Source organism: Janthinobacterium sp. HH102, from assembly GCF_001758625.2.
Lineage (GTDB): Bacteria > Pseudomonadota > Gammaproteobacteria > Burkholderiales > Burkholderiaceae_D > Janthinobacterium.
Genome location: NZ_CP062062.1, coordinates 66692 through 88797, shown reverse-complemented (window position 1 = coordinate 88797; position 22106 = coordinate 66692). Strand labels below are relative to the sequence as shown.

The following is a 22106-nucleotide window of genomic DNA, read 5'->3' as shown; positions in this document are numbered from 1 at the left end:
ATGACCATTTCCACAGAAGCACCTAAACCTCTTCCCTTTTCCTCCGCGCTCGGTTCGCTGATCGAAGCGACCGACGCCATCAAGAATTTCCGCGCGATTGCCCTGCTGGCCCTGACCTTCATCGGCGCCGTGCTCGTCGGTGGTGTACTGACGATGCTCGCCGGCAGCATGAGCAGCGTGCTGCTGGGCTTCCTGGGCGGCCTGATGGCCTTCCTCGTGATGTTTTACGGCTCCAACGCCGTCGGCATCCTGCTGATGCGCGATGCCCAGGGCCAGCCTGGCTTGAGCCTGGTGGATGCCGTGCTCGTTTCGCTGTACACGAGCCACCGCCTGATCGCGGTCGTGTTCCTGGAATTTCTGATCGTGCTGGCGGCCATGATCGCCATCGCCATCATTTTGTTCGTCTGCAAGATCCCCGTGCTCGGTCCCGTGCTGTACACGCTGGTCTTCCCGTTGTCGGCCATTGTGCTGGGCGTGCTGGTGTTTGCGCTGTTTTACGTGATGCTGCCGCTGGCCGGCCCCGCCGCGTGGTCGGGAGCCACCGTGTTCCAGATCATTGCCCGCCTGAACCTGATCGTGCGCACGAAGCTGGTGTCGGTGATCTTGCTGGAAGTGCTGCTGTTCCTGATTACGACGTTTGTGGCGCTGCTGATCTTTGGCGTGGTCGGTACCGGCGTGTCGCTGACCAGCGGCATGTCGGCTGGCATCCTGGGCCTGGGCGGCCAGATGAATATGTATTCCCTGGCTTCGGGTCTGAGTGGCGGTTCCGGCTATATCATCGCAGCCGGTCTGGGCGGCGGCTTGCTGATGGCGGCCGCGGCTGTGGTGCCCGGCCTGATCTTTACCAAGGGTGTGTGCATCATTTACCTGAACGCCACGCGCAATGTCGATTTCAGCGCCTCGGAAGCGAGCCTGAACGACGGGCTGGCCACGGTCAAGAAGAAAGCCGAAGAAGCGCGTGAACGCGCGCGTGCCCTGGCCGAACAGGCCGCGGCACCTGCCGCACCGGCCGCTGCGTCGGTTGACAGCCTGCATTGCCCGAGCTGCAAGGCCCCGGTCGCGTCCGATGACGTGTTCTGCGGCGAATGCGCGCATAAACTCAAGTAAGGCAGACCATGGCGCAATTCTGTAAACAGTGCGGCACCGCCCACGCGCCCGACGCGCGCTTTTGCGACGAGTGCGGCAAGGCCGTCAATGCCGCGCCAGTCCCATCACCGGCACCCGCGCCGGCCGCGACACCGGCGCTGTCCGGCGTGAAGCGGCGGCACCTCATGATCGCCGGCGGCGCGCTGGCGGCGGTCATCGTGGCTGGCGGCGCCCTGGCGTGGCTGCTGGCGCCGGAAGCGGCGTCGGCCAGCAGTTTTGGCCGCGCCATCGATGCCCACCTGGCGGCCGACGAGGCGGCGCGCGACAAGCTGCTGTGCTTCACCAACTTGCCGTACCAGAAGGAAGAAATCCGCGTGGCGTCGTACGACAGCTCCACTCGACAATGGCTCGATATCCTCGTGCGTGGCGGCTTGTACAACGCGCCCGTCGAACAAAGCAGCGGCGGCTGGCTGGCGCAATCGCAATTCGTCTATGCGCTGGCCGCGCCGGGCAAGGCCGCCTTGCGCGGCGACAAGCTGTGCGTGGCCAAGGGCGTGAAAGTGGCCAAGGTCAGCGGCTACGAGCAGGTGCGCGAGATGGGCGGGCAGCCGACGGCGATGGCCACGGCCACCCTGGCGCTGAGCGATGAAGCGGCATGGCTCGTCAAGTCGCCGGACCGCGCGCAGATCCTGCAACGCTTGCCAGGCGGCGGTCTGGAAGTGCAACTGCCGCTGGCGCTGGTCGACAAGCAATGGCAAGTCACCGACCGTGCGCAACTGCACCAGGCCGCCATGGCCATGGCGGGTGCCATGCGCAATGCCTCGGGTGCGCAAGAAGCGGGCATGCTGGACAAGCTGAAAAGCCTGTTCCGCTTTGGCGGCCACCCGCTGGTGGGCAAATGGAAGGGCTCGACGGGCAAAATCCTGGAATTTACAAAGGACAGCATTATCGAGAACGGCAACGCAAGCACGGCCACGTTTGCCACCGAAGGCAATGTCGTGACGATCGTCTCGGAAGAGGGGGGCGGCATGGCCATGCAGATCAGCCTGAGCAACAGCAACAACGTGGCCACGCTCACCGTCGGCGGCATGCCGGTCGCGGTGCTGCAGCGCGTGCGCGATTAAGCGTCGGGCAGGCGGCAGCGTGCCGCCTTGCCTCATTCCCGAAGCCCGGCCCTGCCGGGCTTTTTTACGCCCGCCAGGCGCCGGTGCCTCCGTCAATTTATCTTGACATCAAGATAGTTCGCGCCCACACTGGCTTTTTATCTTGATGTCGAGATAGTACATGTCCGCCTTTTCTGTCCGCCCCGCCTGGGGCGATATTCTGCTCACGGCGCTGGCGCCCCTGATCTGGGGTTCCACGTATATCGTCACGTCCGAACTGCTGCCGCCGGACCGGCCCTTCACGGCGGCCCTGATCCGCGTGCTGCCGGCCGGCCTGCTGTTGCTGCTGATCATGCGGCGCCTGCCCGCGCGGCGCGACTGGGGCCGCGTGCTGATCCTGTCGGCGCTCAATATCGGCGTGTTCCAGGCGCTGCTGTTCGTGGCCGCCTACCGCCTGCCCGGCGGCTTGGCGGCCGTGGTGGGCGCCATCCAGCCGCTGCTGGTGATGGGCCTGGCCTGGGGCGTGGAAGGGCGCCGTCCGGCCCGCCTGGCCTTGCTTGCCAGCGTGCTGGGCGTGGCCGGCATGGCCGTTTTGTTGTTGTCGCCGCGCACGGTGTGGGAACCGATCGGCATCGCCGCCGCGCTGGGCGGCACGGCCTGCATGGCGGCCGGCACTTACCTGACTCGGCGCTGGAAGCCGGACTTGCCCGTGCTGGCGCTGACGGGCTGGCAATTGCTGCTTGGCGGCCTGATGCTGGCGCCCGTCGCCTGGCTGGCCGACGCACCGTTGCCGGCCTTGTCGCTGCAACAAGTGCTGGCCTACGCCTACCTGTGCCTGGCCGGCGCGCTGCTGGCGTATGCCTTGTGGTTTCGCGGCATCGCCCGCCTGTCGCCCGTGGCCGTCTCCTCGCTGGGACTGCTCAGTCCCCTGATGGCCGTCGTGCTGGGCTGGGCCTTGCTGGGCCAGGCCATGACGGGCTGGTCGATGCTGGGCTTGCTGCTGGTACTGGCCAGCGTGCTGGCGGTGCAGTGGGCCAGCGCCCGTCCCGCAACAAACGCCTGACTTCCGCGCATTTCCCTCGGCAGGCCGATCGCATCGGCCTGCCCGTTTCCCTCTGAGCGCCCTCTTTTTGCTGCACCGCACATACTGTTTTGCTTGCACTGATATGGGGCATTGAGGCACTATTCGCTTCGCGCAAACGTTTGCGCGCAACGAATTTCCTAAAAAGCATGCAGTACACGTGCTTGACCAACAACTCTGGAGACGCTCATGACATCCCGTATTCGCCTGAAAATGATTGCCGCCGCTGTCCTGGTATGTGCTTTGCCCGCCGTGCCGGCCATGGCGCAGACGCCTGCCAAACCGAAGGTGGCGCTGGTGATGAAGTCGCTCGCCAATGAATTTTTCCTGACCATGGAAAATGGCGCCAAGGCGCATCAGAAGGCCAATGCCGCCAAGTACGACCTGCTGTCGAACGGCATCAAGGATGAAACGGATACGTCGAGCCAGATCAAGCTGGTCGAGCAAATGATCGTCTCGCGCGTCAACGCGCTGGTGATCGCCCCGGCCGATTCGAAAGCGCTGGTGCCGGTGCTGAAAAAAGCCATTGACGCGGGCATCATCGTCGTCAATATCGACAACAAGCTCGACGAGGGCGCGCTGAAAGAGAAGGGCATCACCGTGCCGTTCGTCGGCCCGGACAACCGCAAGGGCGCCAAGGTCGTCGGCGACTTCCTGGCCAAGCAGATCAAGAAGGGCGACCCCGTCGGCATCATCGAGGGCGTGTCCACCACCTATAACGCGCAGCAGCGCACCCTGGGCTTCCAGGACGCCATGAACGCGGCCGGTGCCAAGGTCGTCAGCGTGCAGTCGGGCCAGTGGGAAATCGCCCCCGCCAATACGGTGGCCGCCGCCATGCTGAACGCCAACCCGAATATCAAGGCCTTGCTGTGCGGTAACGACAACATGGCCATCGGCGCCGTGTCCGCCATCAAGGCGGCCGGCAAGACGGGCAAAGTGCTCGTCGTCGGCTACGACAACATCAACGCCATCAAGCCGATGCTGGCCGATGGCCGCGTGCTGGCTACCGCCGACCAGTTCGGTTCGCAGCAAGCCGTGTTCGGCATCGACACCGTGCTCAAAGCGCTGGCGCAGAAGAAGAAACAGGCCGATCTCGGTGGCGTCATCGAAACCAAGGTCGAACTGGTCGCCAAGGGCGCCAAGTCCTGATCGTCTGATCCCGCCGGGGCCAGCGCCCGCGTCTCAGCCTGAGGCTGTGGCGCCGGCCCCGCCGCCTTTTTCCGCGGAGTTTTATCATGCCCACCGACATCCCCCCGGCGCCATCAGCCGCCATCCCTCTATTGACCCTGGATAACATCGGCAAGTCCTATGTCGGCCCCGTGCTGGGCGGCGTGGGCTTGCGTTTCGCCCCCGGCCAGGTACTGGCGCTGACGGGAGAGAACGGTGCCGGTAAAAGCACCCTGTCGAAGATCATCTGCGGCCTGGAGCAAGCGACCACGGGCACGATGCTGCTTGACGGCAAGCCCTACCAGCCCGCCTCGCGCGGCGCGGCCGAGGCGCTGGGCATCCGCATGGTGATGCAGGAACTCAATTTGATTCCCACCCTGTCGATCGCGGAAAACCTGTACCTGAAAAACCTGCCGCAGCGCTTCGGCTTCATCGACCGCACGCGTCTCGAACGCGACGCGCGCGAGCAGATGGAGAAAGTGGGCCTGGGCGGCCTCGATCCGTGGACCCTCGTGGGCGAACTGGGCATCGGCCACCAGCAGATGATCGAGATCGCGCGAAACCTGATCGGCGCCTGCCGCCTGCTGGTGTTAGATGAGCCGACGGCCATGCTGACGCACCGCGAAGTGGAATTGCTGTTCCTGCAAATCGAACGCCTGAAGGCCGACGGCGTGTGCATCATCTACATTTCCCACCGCCTGGAAGAACTCAAGCGCGTGGCCGACCGCATCGCCGTGCTGCGCGATGGCCAGCTCGTGTGCGACGACGATATCGCCGGCCACTCCGCCGCCGACCTGGTCAGCCTGATGGTGGGCCGCTCGGCCGACGATGCCGTCGACCTGAGCGGCCGCACCTTAGGGGCGCCGCTGCTGCGCGTGCGGGGCTTGGCGCGCGGCAAGGTGGTCAAGCCGACATCGTTCGACTTGCGCGCCGGCGAAATCCTCGGCATCGCCGGCCTCATCGGCTCGGGCCGCACGGAATTGCTGCGTTTGATCTTCGGCGCCGACCGCGCGGACGCGGGTGACGTGTTCCTCGGCGACAGCGAAGTCCCTGCCGCCTTGCACTCGCCGCAGGCGGCCGTGCAGGCCGGCATCGCCATGATCACGGAAGACCGCAAGGGACAAGGTTTGTTGCTGCGCCAGTCGATCGCCGTCAACACGACCCTCGCCTCGCTCGACACGGTCAGTGGCGCTGGCTGGCTCAACGACGCGGCCGAAGCGACGGTGGCCGACGACTATATTCAGCGCCTGGGCATCCGTTCGCGCAACAGCGCGCAAACGGTGGCCGAGCTGTCCGGCGGCAACCAGCAAAAGGTCGTGATCGCCCGCTGGCTGTACCGCGACTGCCCCGTGATGCTGTTCGACGAGCCCACGCGCGGCATCGATATCGGCGCCAAGTTTGATATTTATCAGGTGCTGGCCGAGCAGGCGCGCCAGGGCAAGGGCCTCGTCATCGTCTCGAGCGACTTGCGCGAACTGATGCTGATCTGCGACCGCATCGCCGTCATGAGCGCGGGCAGCATCGTCGACACCTTCGAGCGCGGTGCCTGGAGCCAGGACGCGCTGCTGTCGGCCGCCTTCTCCGGCTATTTGACCCCCAACTCCACTCCAGCTGCGGCCTGATCCGCCGGAAAGATTCCCATGACCACCCATTCCTCTCCTTCGTATCTGCAGCGCAGCCTGGCCGACCTGAAAAACTATGCGGGCCTGATCGGCGCTTTGCTCGCCATGTGCGTGCTGTTCTCGTTTGCCAGCGAAAACTTTTTTACTTTGGCTACCTTGAGTACCCTGTCGAACAACATCCCGACCCTGGTCGTGATGGCCGTCGGCATGACGTTCGTGCTGATCATCGGCGGCATCGATTTGTCCGTCGGTTCCGTGATGGCGCTGGCCGCGTCCGTGCTGTCGCTGGCCGTCGTGCACTGGGGCTGGCCCGTGTGGAGCGCGGCTTTGCTGGGCATGTTCGTCGCCGCCCTGTGCGGCGCGACGACGGGCCTCATTTCCGTCGGCTGGCGCATCCCCTCGTTCATCGTGTCCTTGGGCGTGCTGGAAATGGCGCGCGGCATGGCGTATCAAGTGACGAACTCGCGCACGGAATACATCGGCAGCGCCGTGGACGGCATCAGCTCGCCGATTGCGTTTGGCCTGTCGCCCGCCTTCATCGCCTCGATCGCCATCGTCGTCATTGGCCACCTGGTGCTCACGCGCACGGTGCTGGGACGCCACTGGATCGGCATCGGCACGAATGAAGAAGCCGTGCGTTTGTCCGGCATCAACACAAAACCGTCGAAAGTGCTGGTGTTTGCCTTGATGGGCTTTCTCGCCGGCGTGGGCGCGCTGTTCCAGGTGTCGCGCCTGGAAGCGGCCGACCCGAACGGCGGCGTGGGCATGGAATTGCAAGTGATCGCCGCCGTCGTGATCGGCGGCACGAGCTTGATGGGCGGGCGCGGTTCCGTCATCAGCACGTTTATCGGCGTGTTGATCATTTCCGTGCTGGAAGCGGGCCTGGCGCAGGTGGGCGTGTCCGAACCCGTGAAACGCATCGTCACGGGCCTGGTGATCGTCGCCGCCGTGGTGCTCGACACTTACCGCCGCCGCGGCGAGCGTTCATAATACCGGCCCATGGCAACCATCAAGCAAGTGGCGCAGGCGGCGGGGGTGTCGTTTACCACCGTCTCGCACGTCCTCAACAATACCCGCCCCGTCAGCGACGAGGCGCGCCGCGCTGTGCTGGCGGCGGCGGAGGCACTGCATTACGTGCCCAGCGCGCTGGCGCGCTCCTTGCGCAGCCGCAGCACGGGCACCATCGGCCTGATCATTCCGAACAATACGAACCCGTATTTCTCGGAAGTGGCGCGCGGCATCGAGGACAGCTGCTATGCGGCCGGGTACAGCGTGATTTTGTGCAATTCCGATGACGATCCCGCCAAGCAGCGCGACTACCTGAACGTGCTCTTGACCAAGCGCTGCGACGGCCTGATTTTGTCCGCTCTGGCCGACAGCGATGGCGAATTGCTGCGCAAGATGAAAGTGCCGGCCGTGCTGCTCGACCGCGCGCCCAGCGACTTGGCCATCGATGCGGTAGCCGTCGACAACCGCGCCGGCGGAGCCCTGGCCGCGCGCCATTTGCTGGAGCTGGGGCGCCGGCGCCTTGCCTGCATCGCCGGTCCCCGCGAAGTGAGCATTTCCAATGAGCGCATCGCCGGCGCGCGCAGCGCCATGGCGGACGCGGGCGTGGTCCTGGCCGACGCCCTGTGCCGCCACAGCGATTTCACGAGCGCGGGCGGCTATGCGGCCGCGCTGGACTTGCTGGCGCTGCCGCCAGGCCAGCGCCCCGACGCCCTGTTCTGCTGCAATGATTTGATGGCCTTTGGCGCCCTGCGCGCCGCCGCCGAGCGTGGCATTGCCGTGCCGGCGGAACTGGCCGTCGTCGGTTTCGACGATATCGACCTGGCCAGCTTCGTGCATCCGGCCTTGAGCAGCGTGGCGCAAAATACGCGCGAGCTGGGCCACATCACGGCGGCCTGTCTGCTGGCGCGCATCGCCGACCCCGCCTTGCCGCGCCAGCAGCGCAGCATCGCCCCCGAGCTGCACGTGCGCGGCTCCAGCGTGGCCGCCACCGTACCTTCTGCTGTACCTACTTCTTCTCCTGCAACTGAACTGATGGGAATGACATCATGATCGTGGTTATCGGCAGCATCAATATGGACCTGGTCTTGCGCGTGCCGCGCATGCCCCTCCCCGGCGAAACCCTGACGGGCGGCGCGTTTAGAACTATTCCTGGCGGCAAGGGCGCCAACCAGGCCGTGGCCTGCGCGCGCCTGAGCGGCAAGGTGGCGGGCGCCCAGCAAGTGGCCATGGTCGGCTGCGTGGGCGACGACGCCTTCGGCGCGACGTTGCGCGCGGCCCTCGTGGGCGACGGCATCATCGACAGCCACGTCACCACCTTGCCCGGCGTGGCGTCCGGCATCGCCTCGATCCTCGTCGACGACAACGGCCAGAACAGCATCGTGATCGCCGGCGGCGCCAACGATCTGCTCAGCCCCGCGCATATCGACGCGGCCAAAGAGCTGATCGAGCAGGCCGACATCGTCGTGCTGCAGCTGGAAACGCCGATGGACACCGTCGTGCACGCGATTAAACTGGCCCGCTCCTTGGGCAAGACCGTGGTGCTGAACCCGGCCCCGGCCCCGGCGGCCAGCTTGCCGCAAGGCGTGCTGGAACTGGTCGACTACCTGATTCCGAATGAAATCGAAGCGGCCATGCTGGCCGGCGTCAGCCCGGAAGGCGCCGATGCCCAAGCGCTGGCGGCCGCGCTGCAAAAGCTGGGCAGCGACAACGTCATCATCACCTTGGGTTCCAAGGGCGTGCACGCGGCCCTGTATGGCGGCGATTACACCTTTCCGGCCGAAGCGGTGCAAGCGGTCGACACGACGGCCGCCGGCGACACCTTCATTGGCGGTTTTGTGGCGGGCCTGGCGTCCGGCATGGACGAGGCGGAAGCGATTCAACAAGGCCAGCGCGCGGCTGCCTGGAGCGTCACCAAGCCCGGCGCGCAAACCTCGATCCCCCACTTGCACGAGCTGTTCTAACGACACCACGCCCATGAAAAAATCACCGTTGCTCAATATTGCGCTGTCGCAAATGATTGCGTCGCTCGGCCATGGCGACATGCTCGTCATCGGCGACGCGGGCTTGCCGTCGCAGCCGGGCGTGCCCCTGATCGACCTGGCCCTGACGCGCGGCATTCCCGGCTTCATCGATACCGTCAATACGGTATTGACTGAAATGCAGGTGGAATACCATTTGCTCGCCAGCGAACTGCCGCAGCATAATCCGGCCATGGCGGCCCAGGTGGCGGCCTTGTCCCTGCCCGATGCGCGCCAGGTGACGCACGAGGAGTTCAAGCAATTGAGCAAGGGCGCGCGCGCCATCGTGCGTACTGGCGAGTGCAGTCCGTATGCCAACATCATTTTGGTCGCCGGCGTCGTGTTCTAGTGCAAATAATGGCGACATTGTTTGCCAAAAACATCAACGCTATTGTTCTCACTGAAATAATTATCCAATGGCAAAAGGGGCGGCTACAATAGCCTTACCCCTGCCAGCTCGGCAGCTTCCTGTGGTGTTCCGCCATGCCGATGAAAGCCCCCGATGCTTTCCGCTTTGTCTTGCCGCTCGCCGGCAGGCTGGCGCGCGGCTGGCGCGGCCTGTTCTTCCTGCTGCTGTGCCTGGCCACACAAGCCCGGGCGCTGGAACCCGTCTCCCTGCAGCTCAATTTCACGCACCAGTTCCAGTTCGCCGGCTATTACGCGGCCATCGAGCAAGGCTATTACCGCGAGGCGGGCCTCGACGTGACGCTGCTCGAAGGCAGCGGCGCGCCGCGCGCCGAGGCGGCCGTGCTGGCGGGCCAGGCCGAATATGGCGTGGGCAACAGCACCTTGTTGCTCAGCCGCCTGGCAGGTAAACCCGTGGTGGCGCTGGCCGTGGTGTTCCAGCATTCGCCCAGCGTGCTGCTGATGCGCCAGCAAGGCGGCGCGCCCGACGTGCGCAAGCTGGCGGGGGCGCCCGTGATGATAGGCGCGCCCACCGACGTGGCGTCTGCATCCGATGAAGTGTCGCTATTCCTGCGGAAAATGGGCGTCGCGCCGCAGCAGATGCGCCACTTGCCGCCCAGCTACCGGGTCGAGGATTTGATCGAGGGCAAAGTCGATGCGATTGCCGCGTATTCCACCAACGAACCGGACTATCTGGACCGGGCGGGCTTTCCCTATTACCAGTTTACGCCGCGCACGGCCGGCATCGATTTCTACGGCGACAACCTGTTTACCAGCGAGCACGAACTGCGCCGCCATCCCGAGCGCGTGAAAGCGTTTCGCGCGGCCAGCCTGCGCGGCTGGCAATACGCGATGGCGCACCGCGAGGAAATGGCGCAATTGATCCATGTCAAATACAGCCAGCGCCACGACCGCGCGCACCTGCTGTACGAGGCGCAGCAAATGGATTTACTGCTGCAGCCTACGCTGGTGGAGCCGGGCTACATGAATCCCCAGCGCTGGCAGCATATCGCCGATACGTATGCCGCCATGGGCGTGCTGCCGCGCAATGCCACGGACAGCCGCGCCTACCAGGGTTTTTTGTATCGCCCCGTGCCAGGCGCGGACCTGGGCTGGCTGTACCTGTCGCTGGGCGTGGCGGGCAGCCTGTTGGCCGTGTCGGCCGCCTTTCATTTCAGCAATCTGGCGCGTGAGCGCCGCCGCACCGAGGACACCATCCGGCAAGGGGAATTGCGCTTTCGCACCATGTTCGAGCAGGCGCCCATGGGCATCGCCCTGATCGATACCGTGAGCGGACAGTTTCTGGATATCAATCCGCGCTATCTGGCCATCGCCGGGCGCACGCTGGAGCACATGAAGCAGACGAGCTGGATGGAAATCAGCCATCCCGACGACGTGGCGGGCGAGCAGGCGCACGTGGCGCAGCTGCTGGCGCGGCGCATGCAGGGTTTTCGCCACGCCAAGCGCATCGTGCGTCCCGATGGCGGCGTGGTGTGGGTCGACGCCTCGGTGACGGCCATCGCCACGGCGCGCCATGGCGGCCCGCACCACCTGTGCATGCTGGAAGACGTGACGGACAAGCGGCAAACGGAAGCGCTGATCTGGCAGCAAGCCAATTTCGATACCTTGACGCAATTGCCGAACCGCCGCATGTTCCACGAGCGCCTGCGCCTGGCGCTGGCCCAGGCCCGGCGCGACGCGAGCCGCGTGGCCATCCTGTTCATCGACCTCGACCATTTCAAGGAAGTCAACGACACCCTCGGCCACCACCAGGGCGATATCTTGCTGATCGAAGCGGCGCGGCGCATCCGCGTGGGCGTGCGCGAGACGGACACGGTGGCGCGCCTGGGCGGCGATGAATTCACGGTGATCCTGTCCGATATCGATGATTTGCAGCAAGTCGACCGCATCGCGCGGCAAATCCTCGACGGCTTGCTGGCGCCGTTCCTGCTGGGACAGGAACAGGCCTTCGTCTCGGCCTCGATCGGCATCACCCTGTATCCGGACGACGCGGGCACGATCGAGGAATTGCTCAAGCAGGCGGACCAGGCCATGTATGTCTCGAAAGGCGCGGGGCGCAACCGCTACAGTTATTTCACGCCGGCCATGCAGGTGGCGGCCGTCAACCGCATGCGCATGGGGGCGGACTTGCGCGCGGCCCTGCACGAACAGCAGATGCAGCTGTATTACCAGCCCATCGTCGAGCTGCATAGCGGCAAACTTGCCAAAGTGGAAGCCTTGCTGCGCTGGCAGCATCCGCAGCGGGGCGTCGTGTGCCCGCCCGATTTCCTGGCGCTGGCCGAGAGCAGCGGCTTGATCGTGGAGATCGGCGACTGGGTGCTGCGCACGGCGGCGGCGCAGCTGCGGAGCTGGCGTGCCCAGGGCCAGGCCATCGGCTTGCCGGGGCTGCAGCTGTGCCTGAACCAGTCGTCGCTGGAATTGCAGCGCGAAGTCGAGGCGCCCGGCACCTGGCTGCGCCAACTGCTGGCGCTCGATGTGCCGCCTTCGGCCATCGTGCTCGACATGCGCGAAGATGTACTTTTACCTAGCGGCAATAGCATGGCGCCACGCCTGCAGCACTTGCGCGAGGCGGGCTTGCAGATCGCCCTCGACGACTTTGGCAGCGGCCATGCCTCGCTGACGCAATTGCAGCAGTGCGGCATCGATTACCTGAAGCTCGACGGCGTGCTGGTGCGCAAGCTGGCGCCCGGGGCCAGCGAACTGGTGCTGTGCGAAGCCATCGTCACCATGGCCCACAAGCTGGGTTTGCAAGTCATCGCCGAAGGGGTGGAGACCGAAGAGCAGCGCGCGCTGCTGCTGGACATCGGTTGCGATTTTGCGCAAGGCGAGCTGTTTGCGCCGCCGCTGGCCATCGACGCGTTCGACGCGCTGCTGCACGCCCGGCGGCCTTTGCATCCTTGAAACGGGCGCGTCCGCCACCAGATTTCACGCAAGCCTGCGGGACGGGGCTCCCGGCCCGAACGGGCTTATACTCGACGGGCTGGCGCCTGCGCCCGGCATTGCTGTCACGGGTCCTGGACCTGGTGCGCAGGCAAACCTTCTTCCATTCACTCAACTCGAGGTGACCTCATGGGCATTTTCAGCAATATCTATAACAAAATCTTCCACCATTCATCCGACGCTGCCCCGGCAGCTACGCCAGCCGCCGCTACCGAAGCGCCAGCGGCAGCCGCACCGGCGGCAGCGCCTGCACCGGCCGCCGCCGTGCCGGTCGTCGACGTGGAAGTGGTGCTGGTCGACCTGGCCAGCAAGAACGCGGAAAAACTCAATTGGCGCACGTCCATCGTCGACCTGATGAAACTGCTTCAACTCGACAGCAGCCTGGCCGCGCGCAAGGAACTGGCGCAAGAGCTGCACTTCACGGGCGACACCAACGATTCGGCCAGCATGAATATCTGGCTGCACCGCCAGGTGATGATCAAGCTGGCGGAAAACGGCGGCAAGGTACCAGAAGAGTTAAAGAACTAGGAATGAAACACCTGGCGGCGGCAGGGGTATCCACTGTCACCGCTATCCAATCCCGTGGGAACTGCCTATCATGGAGTTCCCATGGCGTCATGATAGCTAAAACCAATTGAAACTATTGTGACAATCAATTTTGAATATGGGTTAAAACCCCTTACACTAGAGTCTTACTGATTCACCACACGAGAGGAAATGACATGTCGCTGATCAATACCCAAGTTAAACCATTCAAGGCAACCGCATACCACAATGGCAAATTCGTCGACCTGACGGAAGCGTCGCTGAAAGGCAAGTGGTCGGTATTCGTCTTCTACCCAGCCGACTTCACCTTCGTTTGCCCAACCGAACTGGAAGATCTGGCCGATCACCACGCCGAGTTCCAGAAGCTGGGCGTCGATGTCTACGGCATCTCGACCGATACCCACTTCGCGCACAAAGCCTGGCACGACACTTCGGACGCCATCAAGAAAGTGCAATACGCACTGATCGGCGACCCGACCGGCGCCCTGTCGCGCAACTTCGAAGTCATGATCGAAGAAGAAGGCCTGGCACTGCGCGGCACCTTCGTCATCAATCCGGACGGCTTCATCAAAGTGCTGGAAGTGCATGACAACGGCATCGGCCGTGACGCATCGGAACTGTTGCGCAAAGTTAAAGCCGCCCAGTACGTGGCGAACCACCCAGGCGAAGTGTGCCCGGCAAAATGGACGGAAGGCGCCGCAACGCTGACCCCATCGCTGGACCTGGTCGGCAAGATCTAAGTCTCGATGCACGACGTAGCAAACAAGTAGTTACCGCGATGCCGGACCGGGCGTCCGGCCCGGCATTCGCCTAAATATTTGTAAAGGAAGAAAAAATCATGTTAGATGCAACCCTCAAAACCCAACTGAAATCCTACCTGGAAAAAGTGGTGTATCCGCTTGAGCTGGTCGCTTCTCTCGATGACAGCGCAAAAGCCCGCGAGATGAAGGAATTGCTCCAGGAGATAGTCCTGTTGAGCGACAAGATCACGCTGGTCGAGCGCCTTGACGCTGGCGTACGGGTTCCGTCGTTCAGCATCAACCGTACCGGCTCCGACATCGGCGTGCGTTTCGCCGGTGTGCCGCTGGGCCACGAATTTACCTCGCTGGTGCTGGCGCTGCTGCAAGTGGGCGGCCACACCATCAAGTTCGACGATGCCGTGATCGAGCAGATCCGCAACCTCGACGGCGATTACGAGTTTGAAACGTTTATTTCGCTCTCCTGCCATAACTGCCCGGAAGTGGTGCAGGCCTTGAATGCCATGGCCGTGATCAACCCGCGCATCAAGGTCACCACCATCGATGGCGGCGTGTTCCCGCAAGAAGTGGAAGAACGCCAGATCATGGCCGTGCCGATGATGTTCCTCAATGGCCAGCATTTCGGCCAGGGACGCACGAATGTCGAGGAAATCCTCGCCAAGCTCGACACCAATGCCGGCGCCCGCCAGGCGGCAGCGTTGAGCAAGAAAGACGTGTTTGACGTGCTGATCGTTGGCGGCGGCCCAGCCGGCGCGGCAGCGGCGATCTACGCGGCCCGCAAGGGCATCAACACGGGCGTGCTGGCCGAGCGTTTCGGCGGCCAGGTGCTCGATACCCTGGCGATCGAGAATTTTATTTCCGTCAAGGAAACCGATGGTCCGAAGTTCGCCGTGGCGCTGGAACAGCACGTCAAGGAATACGACGTCGATATCATGAACACGCAGCGCGCCGCGAAATTGACTCCAGGCAAGCTGATCGAGATTGAAACGGCGAATGGCGCCGTGCTGAAAGCCAAGACCGTCATCCTGGCCACCGGCGCCCGCTGGCGCGAAATCAATGTCCCGGGCGAGAAGGAATACCGCAACCACGGTGTCGCCTACTGCCCGCACTGCGATGGTCCCTTGTTCAAGGGCAAGCGCGTGGCCGTGATCGGCGGCGGCAACTCGGGCGTGGAAGCGGCGATCGACCTGGCCGGCCTCGTGAAACACGTGACCCTGATCGAGTTCGGCGCGGAACTGCGCGCCGATGCGGTGCTCCAGCGCAAGCTGCACAGCCTGCCCAACGTGACCGTGATCACCTCGGCGCAAACCACCGAAATCCACGGCGACGGCAAGATCGTCAATGGCCTCAGCTACACGGACCGTATCAGCGGTGCGTCGAACAAGGTCGAGCTGGAAGGCGTCTTCGTGCAAATCGGCCTGGTGCCGAACACGGAGTGGCTCAAAGGCACGGTCGCCCTGTCGCGCCACGGCGAAATCGAAGTCGATGCCCGCGGCCAGACCTCGATCCCCGGCGTGTTCGCGGCCGGCGACGTCACCACGGTGCCGTACAAGCAGATCATCATCGCCACCGGCGAAGGCGCCAAGGCAGCCCTGTCCGCCTTTGACCACCTGATCCGCTCGGATGACGAGGAAGTGGTCGACGAGTCCGCCGCGAAAGAAGCGCTGACGGCGTAACTCTTCACGCTGAAAAAAAACCGGAACGGCCGCGAGGCCCTTCCGGTTTTTTTATGCGTAGAGGAAACTTAGCTGCCTGTGTACAGCGGGTTGGCGGCGACATACACCTGCACGCCATCGACGGCCATGTCCTTCGGCGCGATGTCGCTCAGGGCGAATGTCGTTTGATGGTTAAAAGTTTGCACGTGCCACGTAAAACGCTGGCCGGCGCGCGCGATGGTGACGGTTTCGCCGTGCGTGACGTTGATGTGGCGCGTGTCGGGCTGCAGTTCGATGCTGCGCTGGGCGGCGGCGTGCGGGGCGCTGCTGCCATAGTCGGCGGCCGTGCCCGTGGGGCCGGCGGCGAGGGCCGAAGAGGTGCAGGTGGTGATAGCGGCGCACAGGATGGCCAGGGCGCTGCGGTGGATGTTCAACATGATTTCTCCAAGAATAAGCCGGGCGCGGTGAATAACCGTGCCGTGTTGTTGTCGTGGCTGCACCGGGATCGCCGGTTTTTGCAACACGGCATCCTAAGCGGTTCTTGCCGATCTGAAAAGCTGTATTTCCTGTCTATATTTCCACCGTCGCCGCCAGCGGCACGTCCGGCGCCAGATGGCTGGTCAGCACGATGCACTGGCGCGCCAGGCGGGCCGGGTCGGCCAGTCGCTGGCGCAAGTACGCCATGGCGGCCGCGTCGAGGCCGTTGAACGGTTCGTCGATCAGCAGCAGGCGCACGGGCAAGGCCAGGGCCAGGGCCAGTTGCAGTTTTTTATGCTGGCCCAGGGACAGGGCGTTGATGCTTTGCTGTAAGGTCTGCAGCAGGGAAAACGCGCTCAGCTCGTCGTTCAGCAGGGCCTGGTCGCTGCCCGGGTACAGGGCCAGGTGCAGGTCGAGAAACTCGTGCACTTGCAGCCAGGGCAGGGCGGGCGCATCGCCGCCGCAATAGAAGGCCCGGGCGCGGTAGGCCAGCGGCATGAAGCCGCTGTCGATATCGTTCAGGCGGATGGCGCCGCGCGCGGGCAGCAGGGCGCCGCCCGCCAGCTTCAGCAAGGTCGTCTTGCCGGCGCCGTTCGCGCCGCGCAGCCAGGTGACGCCGGGGCCGAATTGCTGGTTGAACCCCTGGAACACGCTGTGCGTGGGGAAGTGAAAATCGAGGTGCTCGATATACAGCACGGGAGAAGGCAGGTTCAATTCCATAATTCGCTTCCGATGGCGCTCAAGGCAAGGATGGACAGGACGACGAGGGCGACCCTGCCGCGCGCCGTCAGGCGGGGCAGGCCGACGATGGCCAGCAGGGCTACACTGGCGGTGAGCGCATACACGCTGGTGACGCGCTGTTGCAAGGCGGCGGGATCGGTGGCGTACAGCAAGACAGCACCGGCCAGCAGCACGGCGAAGGCGGGCAGCAGGCTGGCCGCGCAGGCCAGGCGCAGCAAGGGCGCGCTGGCCAGCGGCCAGGCGTTCAGCGCTGGGCGCAGCACGGCGATCTGCTCGCGCACGGCCTTGTCGCCCCGGTCCGTCACAATGACCAGGCTGGCGCTGGCCAGCAAACCGAGCAGCGGCGCGGGCAGCAGGGGCGCGCGCAGCAGCCAGGCCAGCATGCTGGCGCCCGCCGTGGCCAGCAAGACGCTTTGCTGCAGGCCGATCACATTCTCATTGCGCCAGAACGGCAGCCAGAACAGCTGGCGCCACAGGAACAGGGTAGGCCAGCGGGGCCGTTGCGGCACATAGGCCGTCATCGTGGGCGGGCGCGCCCTTTGTGCGGGGCGCGGCGCGCGCAGGCGTTGCGCCACGATGAGCGTCGTCAGCAGCCAGGCCAGCAGCCAGGCACCGACGGTGGCGGCAATGCCGGGCGCCGCAATGGGGCGCAGCCACGGCGGCGACTGCAGCAGCCAGATGCCGGCCGAGACGGCATACGCAAGGCCCAGCGGCAGCATCAGCAGGCCGGCGACGGCGATATCGGCTTGCCAGCGCAGGCGCGGCGGCAAGGGGAGCTGGCGCAGCCAGACGGCGGTACTTGCCGGCAGCAGCCGTTTGCGCAGCAGCCAGGCGGGCAGGCAAGTGAGGACCGTCTGCGTGACGATGATACTCAGTGCGGCGGGCCAGGGCTGGCTCGCGGCGAGAAAGCTGGGCAGGGCGATGACGCTGAGCAAGCCCAGCAGGACGGGACCGGCCAGGAAAAAGAAGATTTCCATGGAACTCGTCAGGCTGGCGGCAAATTGCAGCAAAGCATGATGGGCCAGGCGCAGCCGCAGGGCGATATAGGGAGGAGTACTACGGGGCAAGCGCATGCGGGCAGGGGCGGAGTCAGGGTAGCGCTGATTCTAACAGCCGGGGTCAGACCCCCGGACAAGTCAGCGTTGGGGTTGACGGTGTTGTGGATCTGACCCCAGAATGGGAAAAGCCCTTCGGTTCCAGGAACCAAAGGGCTTTTCTTTTATTGGCGGAGCGGACGGGACTCGAACCCGCGACCCCCGACGTGACAGGCCGGTATTCTAACCAACTGAACTACCACTCCAAGCTCGTATGATCTGTGTTGCTGATCCATGAAGCACTGGATAATTTTCTGTATTGGTGGTGGGTGCTGAGAGGCTCGAACTCCCGACCTACGCCTTGTAAGGGCGCCGCTCTACCAACTGAGCTAAGCACCCGCATACCCAGAAAACTATCCCGACGTTTGTCACCACGTCTGGAAGAGGCACTATTATAGGGGGCGCTCTGCCGCTTGTGCAACTATTCTTGGCGATAAAAGCGGTTTTTTTGCTGAAAAGCGCAAAAATATTCATGCGGGGAAGCCCGGGCGTGTTTTCGGCGCTGAAATGGGAAAAGCCCTTCGGTTCAGAGAACCAAAGGGCTTTTCTTTTATTGGCGGAGCGGACGGGACTCGAACCCGCGACCCCCGACGTGACAGGCCGGTATTCTAACCAACTGAACTACCACTCCAAGCTCGTATGATCTGTGTTGCTGATCCATGAAGCACTGGACAGTTTTCTGATTTGGTGGGTGCTGAGAGGCTCGAACTCCCGACCTACGCCTTGTAAGGGCGCCGCTCTACCAACTGAGCTAAGCACCCGTTGCTTGTCTCAGAAAACCATCCCGACGTTTGTCACCACGTCTGGAAGAGGCGCTATTATAGGATGGCTAAAATCCTTCTGCAAGCGCTTTTTTCACATTATTGCGTGATGTTCCACTGCGACAGCATCCAGGCCATGTTGAAGGCGTTTTCGGCAATCGCGTTGTAGCGGCCCGACGCGCCGCCGTGGCCGGCGCCCATATTCGTTTTCAGCAGCAATGGATTGCCGTCCGTTTTATACGCGCGCAGCTTGGCCACGTATTTTGCCGGTTCCCAGTACATGACCTGGCTGTCGTTCAGGCCCGTCGTCACCAGCATGGCGGGATAATTCTTGCGCGCGATGTTGTCGTAGGGCGAGTAGCTGAGCATGTAGTCGTAGGCCGCCTTCTGGTTCGGGTCGCCCCATTCCAGGTATTCGCCCGTCGTCAGGGGCAGGCTGGCGTCCATCATGGTGTTCATCACGTCGACGAATGGTACGGCCGCGTGCACGGCGTGGAACAGCTCGGGACGCATGTTGACGACGGCGCCTATCAGCAAGCCGCCGGCGCTGCCGCCCTGGATGATCAGGCGGTTCGGGCTGGTCCATTTTTCGCGCACCAGGTAGTCGGCGCTGTCAATGAAGTCATGGAAGGTGTTTTTCTTCTTCATCAGCATGCCGTCTTCATGCCACGCTTCGCCCATGTCGGTGCCGCCGCGGATATGCGCTTGCGCATAGATGACACCGCGTTCCAGCAGGCTGATGCGGCTGATGGAAAAAGTGGCTTCCGTCGAGATGCCATACGAGCCGTACGAGTACAGCAGCAGCGGCGCGGAACCGTCGAGCTTGACGCCCTTCTTGTAGACGACCCACAGCGGCACTTGCACGCCGTCGCGCGCTGTCACCCACAGACGCTGCGTCGTGTAGCGGCTGCCGTCAAAGCCGCCGACGATTTCCTGCTGCTTCAGCACCGTGCGCTGGCCATCCTTCATGCCGACATCGATGATGGTGGGCGGCGTGACGGGCGACTGGTAGGACATGCGAAATTGCGTGGCCGAAAACTCGGGTGTGCCGACGGACGTGGCCAGATAGACGGGGTCGTCGAACTGCACGGTTTTCCAGTTCTTTTGCGCAAAATCAAGGATGCGCGCGCGGTTCAGGGCGCGCGCCTTTTCCATCACCACCAGATAGCCCTGGAAGACGTCGATGGACTGGATCACGGCATCCTTGTTGTGCGGCACGACGGGTTTCCAGTGTTTCGGCTGCGGGGTGCTCAATGGCGCGCTGACGACGCGGAAATTCTTCGCATCCTTGTTGGTCAGGATGTACAGCTGGCCGTCGCGGTGTTCGACGACGTAGCGGTGGCCTTTTTCGCGTTTCAGCACGCTCTGGAAACTGCCTTGCGGCTTGTTCGTTGGCAACAGCAGCACTTCGCTCGTATCCGTGCTGCGCGCCGTGAGCACAAAGTAGCGCTGGTCGCGCGTGCGGCTCACGCCGATGGCGAATTGCTCTACCGGCTCGTGATAGACCTGCTGCGGCATGCCGCCCAAGGCCAGGCGGAACAAGCGGTCAGCGCGCTTGGTGGTGGCGTCTTCCTGCGTCAGCATCAGGGTGGCGTTGTCGGCCGCCCAGGCCAGGGATGTGACGCGCGGCATGCTGTCGCCCAGCAACTTGCCCGTCTTCAAATCCTTGACATGCAGCGCGTACTGGCGGAAACCCGTCGTGTCGGTGGTGTAGGCCAGCAACTGTTCATTCGGGCTGATGGCAAACGCGCGCACGGCAAAAAATTTGTGGCCTTCGGCCAATTGATTCTGATCCAGCAAGATTTCTTCAAGCGCCTGCGCATCGTAGGCGCCGCTGGCGCCGACGGGGCGGCGGCAGTGAATTGGATATTGCTTGCCCGCTTCCGTGCGCGTGTAATAGTAGAAATTGCCCTGGCGCGCAGGCACGGACAGGTCCACTTCCTGCATGCGTCCCTTGATTTCCGCAGTCAGCTTGTCGGCCAGCGGCTGGATCGGGGCCGTGACGGCCGCCGTATAGGCGTTTTCCGCATTCAGGTAGTCGATCACGGCAGGATCGGTCTTCTTTTGCAGCCAGCGGTAGTCGTCCGTAACCACGGTGCCGTGGCGCGTTTCCTGCCAGGCCGTCTTGGCGGCGACCGGCGCGGTGGCGTCGGCGGCCTGCGCGGATGGCGCCAGCGTGGACAGCAGGATGGATGAGCAGACGGCCAGGCGGCGCAAAGCTTGATGTGCTGTAGACAAGGCAACTCCTTTTATAGTCGTGTCAGGATTGTAATCTTGCTATTGAGAAAAGCAACTGCGGAGCGCGTGCGTTTCAACTTGCATCCATGGGCATTTCCAGCGATACTGTATATAACTACAGTATCCCGCCGCGAGGTGTCCTTGACCACATCTGCCCCTACATTGCCTGAACCGCGCCGCTGGATAGCCCATCTGGACATGGATGCCTTTTTCGCCTCCGTGGAACTGTTGAAATATCCGGAATTGCGCGGCGAAGCCGTCGTCATCGGCGGCGGGCGCTTGCAGCAACCCCTGTTGCAGGAAGACGGCACGCGGCAATTCGCGCGCATGCGCGACTACGTGGGGCGCGGCGTCGTCACCACGTCGACCTATGCGGCGCGCAAGTTTGGCGTGTTTTCCGCCATGGGCATCATGAAGGCGGCGAAACTGGCGCCCGACAGCATCCTGCTGCCGGCCGATTTCGAGGCTTACCGCGAGTATTCGGCCCGCTTCAAGCAGGCAGTGGCACAGCTGTGCCCCATCATCCAGAACGTGGGCATCGATGAAATCTATGTCGACCTGACGGAACATGGCGAGCAGGCGCCGGCCATCGCGGCGCGCCTGAAGGCGGCCGTGTTCGAGGCGACGGGCCTGTCGTGCTCGATCGGCCTGGCGCCGAACAAATTGCTGGCAAAAATCTGTTCCGATCTGGAAAAGCCCGACGGCCTGACCATTTTGTCGCCCGAGGATGTGGAAACGCGGGTCTGGCCCTTGCCGGCGAAAAAGATCAACGGCATCGGCCCGAAGGCGACGGCCAAGCTGGAAGCCTTGGGCATCATCACTATCGGCGAGCTGGCGCGGGCCGACATGGCCATGCTGCGCACGCAGTTCGGCGACCTGTACACGGGCTGGCTGCGCCAGGCGGCGCTGGGCATCGACGAGCGGCCCGTGCAGACGAGCCGGGAAACCAAGTCCGTCAGCCGCGAAACGACGTTCGAGCGCGACTTGCAGGTGGTGCGCGACCGCGCCACGCTGTCGGAAAAGCTGGAAAGCCTGTGCACGCGCGTGGCGGGCGACCTCGACAAGCAGTCGCTGGCGGGGCGCACGGTGGGCATCAAGCTGCGCTTCGAGGATTTCAGCACGGTCACGCGCGACATCACCCTGCCCAGTGCCACGGCGGACGCCGCCGCCATCCTGCGCGCCAGCCGCGATTGCTTGCGGCGCGTGCCATTTGACAAGAAAATCCGCCTGCTGGGCGTGCGCATCTCGACCTTGTCCGATCCGGCCGTCATGACGCGGCAGGCGCCAGCCCAGGCGGAGCTGTTTCCCGCCCTGTAGCGGCATTCCCCATGCATCAACAACACCGCGCCAGTCCGCGCTTTTGACGGCATTCCCGTGTCGAAAGT

At 63.7% G+C, this 22106-nt stretch carries 18 protein-coding genes and 4 tRNA genes; 14 read left to right on the top strand and 8 right to left on the bottom strand.

Translation table 11 applies throughout. The features are described from left to right. The 13 genes from JAB4_RS00380 to ahpF all read left to right on the top strand — a co-directional run bounded on the left by JAB4_RS00380 (position 1) and on the right by ahpF (position 15431). The gene (locus JAB4_RS00380; protein ID WP_070219458.1) at positions 1-1107 is read left to right on the top strand and encodes a zinc ribbon domain-containing protein; all 1107 of its coding nucleotides are present in this window, start codon (positions 1-3) and stop codon (positions 1105-1107) included. 8 nt (positions 1108-1115) lie between these two features. Then, a complete protein-coding gene (locus tag JAB4_RS00375) occupies positions 1116-2210 on the top strand; it encodes a zinc ribbon domain-containing protein (protein WP_070219457.1) in 1095 nt (364 codons plus the stop codon). A gap of 160 nt (positions 2211-2370) precedes the next feature. Beyond that, on the top strand, positions 2371-3252 hold the full coding sequence (locus JAB4_RS00370; RefSeq protein ID WP_070219456.1) for an EamA family transporter: 882 nt from the start codon (positions 2371-2373) through the stop codon (positions 3250-3252). A 231-nt stretch (positions 3253-3483) separates the two neighbouring features. Beyond that, positions 3484-4419 carry a sugar ABC transporter substrate-binding protein gene (locus JAB4_RS00365; protein ID WP_227742192.1) on the top strand — a complete coding sequence of 312 codons (936 nt, stop codon included), beginning with the start codon at positions 3484-3486 and terminating at the stop codon, positions 4417-4419. Between the two features lie 86 nt (positions 4420-4505). After that, positions 4506-6059: a sugar ABC transporter ATP-binding protein gene (locus JAB4_RS00360; protein ID WP_070219454.1), complete on the top strand. Its 1554-nt coding sequence runs from the start codon at positions 4506-4508 to the stop codon at positions 6057-6059. 18 nt (positions 6060-6077) lie between these two features. Continuing rightward, positions 6078-7049: an ABC transporter permease gene (locus JAB4_RS00355; protein WP_070219453.1), complete on the top strand. Its 972-nt coding sequence runs from the start codon at positions 6078-6080 to the stop codon at positions 7047-7049. 9 nt (positions 7050-7058) lie between these two features. Then, positions 7059-8117 carry a LacI family DNA-binding transcriptional regulator gene (locus JAB4_RS00350; protein ID WP_070219452.1) on the top strand — a complete coding sequence of 353 codons (1059 nt, stop codon included), beginning with the start codon at positions 7059-7061 and terminating at the stop codon, positions 8115-8117. After that, positions 8114-9028: a ribokinase gene (rbsK, locus tag JAB4_RS00345; protein ID WP_070219451.1), complete on the top strand. Its 915-nt coding sequence runs from the start codon at positions 8114-8116 to the stop codon at positions 9026-9028. Before JAB4_RS00350 ends, rbsK begins: the two co-directional genes overlap by 4 nt. 13 nt (positions 9029-9041) lie before the next feature. After that, on the top strand, positions 9042-9434 hold the full coding sequence (gene rbsD / locus JAB4_RS00340) for a D-ribose pyranase (protein ID WP_070219450.1): 393 nt from the start codon (positions 9042-9044) through the stop codon (positions 9432-9434). 134 nt (positions 9435-9568) lie between these two features. After that, complete coding sequence (locus JAB4_RS00335; RefSeq protein ID WP_070219449.1) at positions 9569-12412, top strand: EAL domain-containing protein; 2844 nt, start codon at positions 9569-9571, stop codon at positions 12410-12412. A gap of 168 nt (positions 12413-12580) precedes the next feature. Continuing rightward, positions 12581-12979, top strand: a complete 399-nt coding sequence (locus JAB4_RS00330; RefSeq protein ID WP_070219448.1) for a DUF3597 domain-containing protein — start codon at positions 12581-12583, stop codon at positions 12977-12979. A 194-nt stretch (positions 12980-13173) separates the two neighbouring features. Beyond that, on the top strand, positions 13174-13737 hold the full coding sequence (gene ahpC / locus JAB4_RS00325; RefSeq protein WP_070219447.1) for an alkyl hydroperoxide reductase subunit C: 564 nt from the start codon (positions 13174-13176) through the stop codon (positions 13735-13737). Positions 13738-13835: 98 nt separating this feature from the next. After that, positions 13836-15431 (top strand): alkyl hydroperoxide reductase subunit F, encoded by a 1596-nt coding sequence (ahpF, locus tag JAB4_RS00320; RefSeq protein ID WP_070219446.1) that lies wholly within the window; start codon positions 13836-13838, stop codon positions 15429-15431. A 68-nt stretch (positions 15432-15499) separates the two neighbouring features. On the opposite strand, the gene JAB4_RS00315 is transcribed toward ahpF, so the two are convergent. From JAB4_RS00315 to JAB4_RS00280, 8 genes are all read right to left on the bottom strand, one after another. Continuing rightward, positions 15500-15847: a CzcE family metal-binding protein gene (locus JAB4_RS00315; RefSeq protein WP_070219445.1), complete on the bottom strand. Its 348-nt coding sequence runs from the start codon at positions 15845-15847 to the stop codon at positions 15500-15502. 133 nt (positions 15848-15980) lie between these two features. After that, the gene (locus JAB4_RS00310) at positions 15981-16607 is read right to left on the bottom strand and encodes an ATP-binding cassette domain-containing protein (RefSeq protein ID WP_070219444.1); all 627 of its coding nucleotides are present in this window, start codon (positions 16605-16607) and stop codon (positions 15981-15983) included. Then, positions 16598-17695 (bottom strand): hypothetical protein, encoded by a 1098-nt coding sequence (locus tag JAB4_RS00305; protein ID WP_227742069.1) that lies wholly within the window; start codon positions 17693-17695, stop codon positions 16598-16600. Before JAB4_RS00305 ends, JAB4_RS00310 begins: the two co-directional genes overlap by 10 nt. Before the next feature lie 156 nt (positions 17696-17851). After that, positions 17852-17928, bottom strand: a tRNA-Asp gene (locus JAB4_RS00300). Positions 17929-17985: 57 nt separating this feature from the next. Then, positions 17986-18061 (bottom strand) — tRNA-Val (locus JAB4_RS00295). A 215-nt stretch (positions 18062-18276) separates the two neighbouring features. Further along, positions 18277-18353, bottom strand: a tRNA-Asp gene (locus JAB4_RS00290). A 54-nt stretch (positions 18354-18407) separates the two neighbouring features. Next, a tRNA-Val gene (locus JAB4_RS00285) sits at positions 18408-18483 on the bottom strand. 99 nt (positions 18484-18582) lie between these two features. Then, the gene (locus tag JAB4_RS00280; protein WP_070224812.1) at positions 18583-20721 is read right to left on the bottom strand and encodes a S9 family peptidase; all 2139 of its coding nucleotides are present in this window, start codon (positions 20719-20721) and stop codon (positions 18583-18585) included. A 141-nt stretch (positions 20722-20862) separates the two neighbouring features. On the opposite strand from JAB4_RS00280, the gene dinB reads away from it, so the two are divergent. Next, a complete protein-coding gene (dinB, locus tag JAB4_RS00275) occupies positions 20863-22038 on the top strand; it encodes a DNA polymerase IV (RefSeq protein WP_265334697.1) in 1176 nt (391 codons plus the stop codon). The last annotated feature ends 68 nt before the right edge of the window (positions 22039-22106 follow it).

What these genes read in the sequence shown, in the direction of transcription:
- JAB4_RS00360 (WP_070219454.1), top strand. Translation starts at nt 4,506, where the DNA reads ATGCCCACCGACATCCCCCCGGCGCCATCAGCCGCCATCCCTCTATTG.
- rbsD (WP_070219450.1), top strand. Translation starts at nt 9,042, where the DNA reads ATGAAAAAATCACCGTTGCTCAATATTGCGCTGTCGCAAATGATTGCG.
- JAB4_RS00350 (WP_070219452.1), top strand. Translation starts at nt 7,059, where the DNA reads ATGGCAACCATCAAGCAAGTGGCGCAGGCGGCGGGGGTGTCGTTTACC.
- JAB4_RS00380 (WP_070219458.1), top strand. Translation starts at nt 1, where the DNA reads ATGACCATTTCCACAGAAGCACCTAAACCTCTTCCCTTTTCCTCCGCG.
- JAB4_RS00330 (WP_070219448.1), top strand. Translation starts at nt 12,581, where the DNA reads ATGGGCATTTTCAGCAATATCTATAACAAAATCTTCCACCATTCATCC.
- JAB4_RS00370 (WP_070219456.1), top strand. Translation starts at nt 2,371, where the DNA reads ATGTCCGCCTTTTCTGTCCGCCCCGCCTGGGGCGATATTCTGCTCACG.
- JAB4_RS00310 (WP_070219444.1), bottom strand. Translation starts at nt 16,607, where the DNA reads ATGGAATTGAACCTGCCTTCTCCCGTGCTGTATATCGAGCACCTCGAT.
- JAB4_RS00355 (WP_070219453.1), top strand. Translation starts at nt 6,078, where the DNA reads ATGACCACCCATTCCTCTCCTTCGTATCTGCAGCGCAGCCTGGCCGAC.
- ahpF (WP_070219446.1), top strand. Translation starts at nt 13,836, where the DNA reads ATGTTAGATGCAACCCTCAAAACCCAACTGAAATCCTACCTGGAAAAA.
- JAB4_RS00315 (WP_070219445.1), bottom strand. Translation starts at nt 15,847, where the DNA reads ATGTTGAACATCCACCGCAGCGCCCTGGCCATCCTGTGCGCCGCTATC.
- rbsK (WP_070219451.1), top strand. Translation starts at nt 8,114, where the DNA reads ATGATCGTGGTTATCGGCAGCATCAATATGGACCTGGTCTTGCGCGTG.
- JAB4_RS00375 (WP_070219457.1), top strand. Translation starts at nt 1,116, where the DNA reads ATGGCGCAATTCTGTAAACAGTGCGGCACCGCCCACGCGCCCGACGCG.
- JAB4_RS00335 (WP_070219449.1), top strand. Translation starts at nt 9,569, where the DNA reads ATGCCGATGAAAGCCCCCGATGCTTTCCGCTTTGTCTTGCCGCTCGCC.
- JAB4_RS00365 (WP_227742192.1), top strand. Translation starts at nt 3,484, where the DNA reads ATGATTGCCGCCGCTGTCCTGGTATGTGCTTTGCCCGCCGTGCCGGCC.
- ahpC (WP_070219447.1), top strand. Translation starts at nt 13,174, where the DNA reads ATGTCGCTGATCAATACCCAAGTTAAACCATTCAAGGCAACCGCATAC.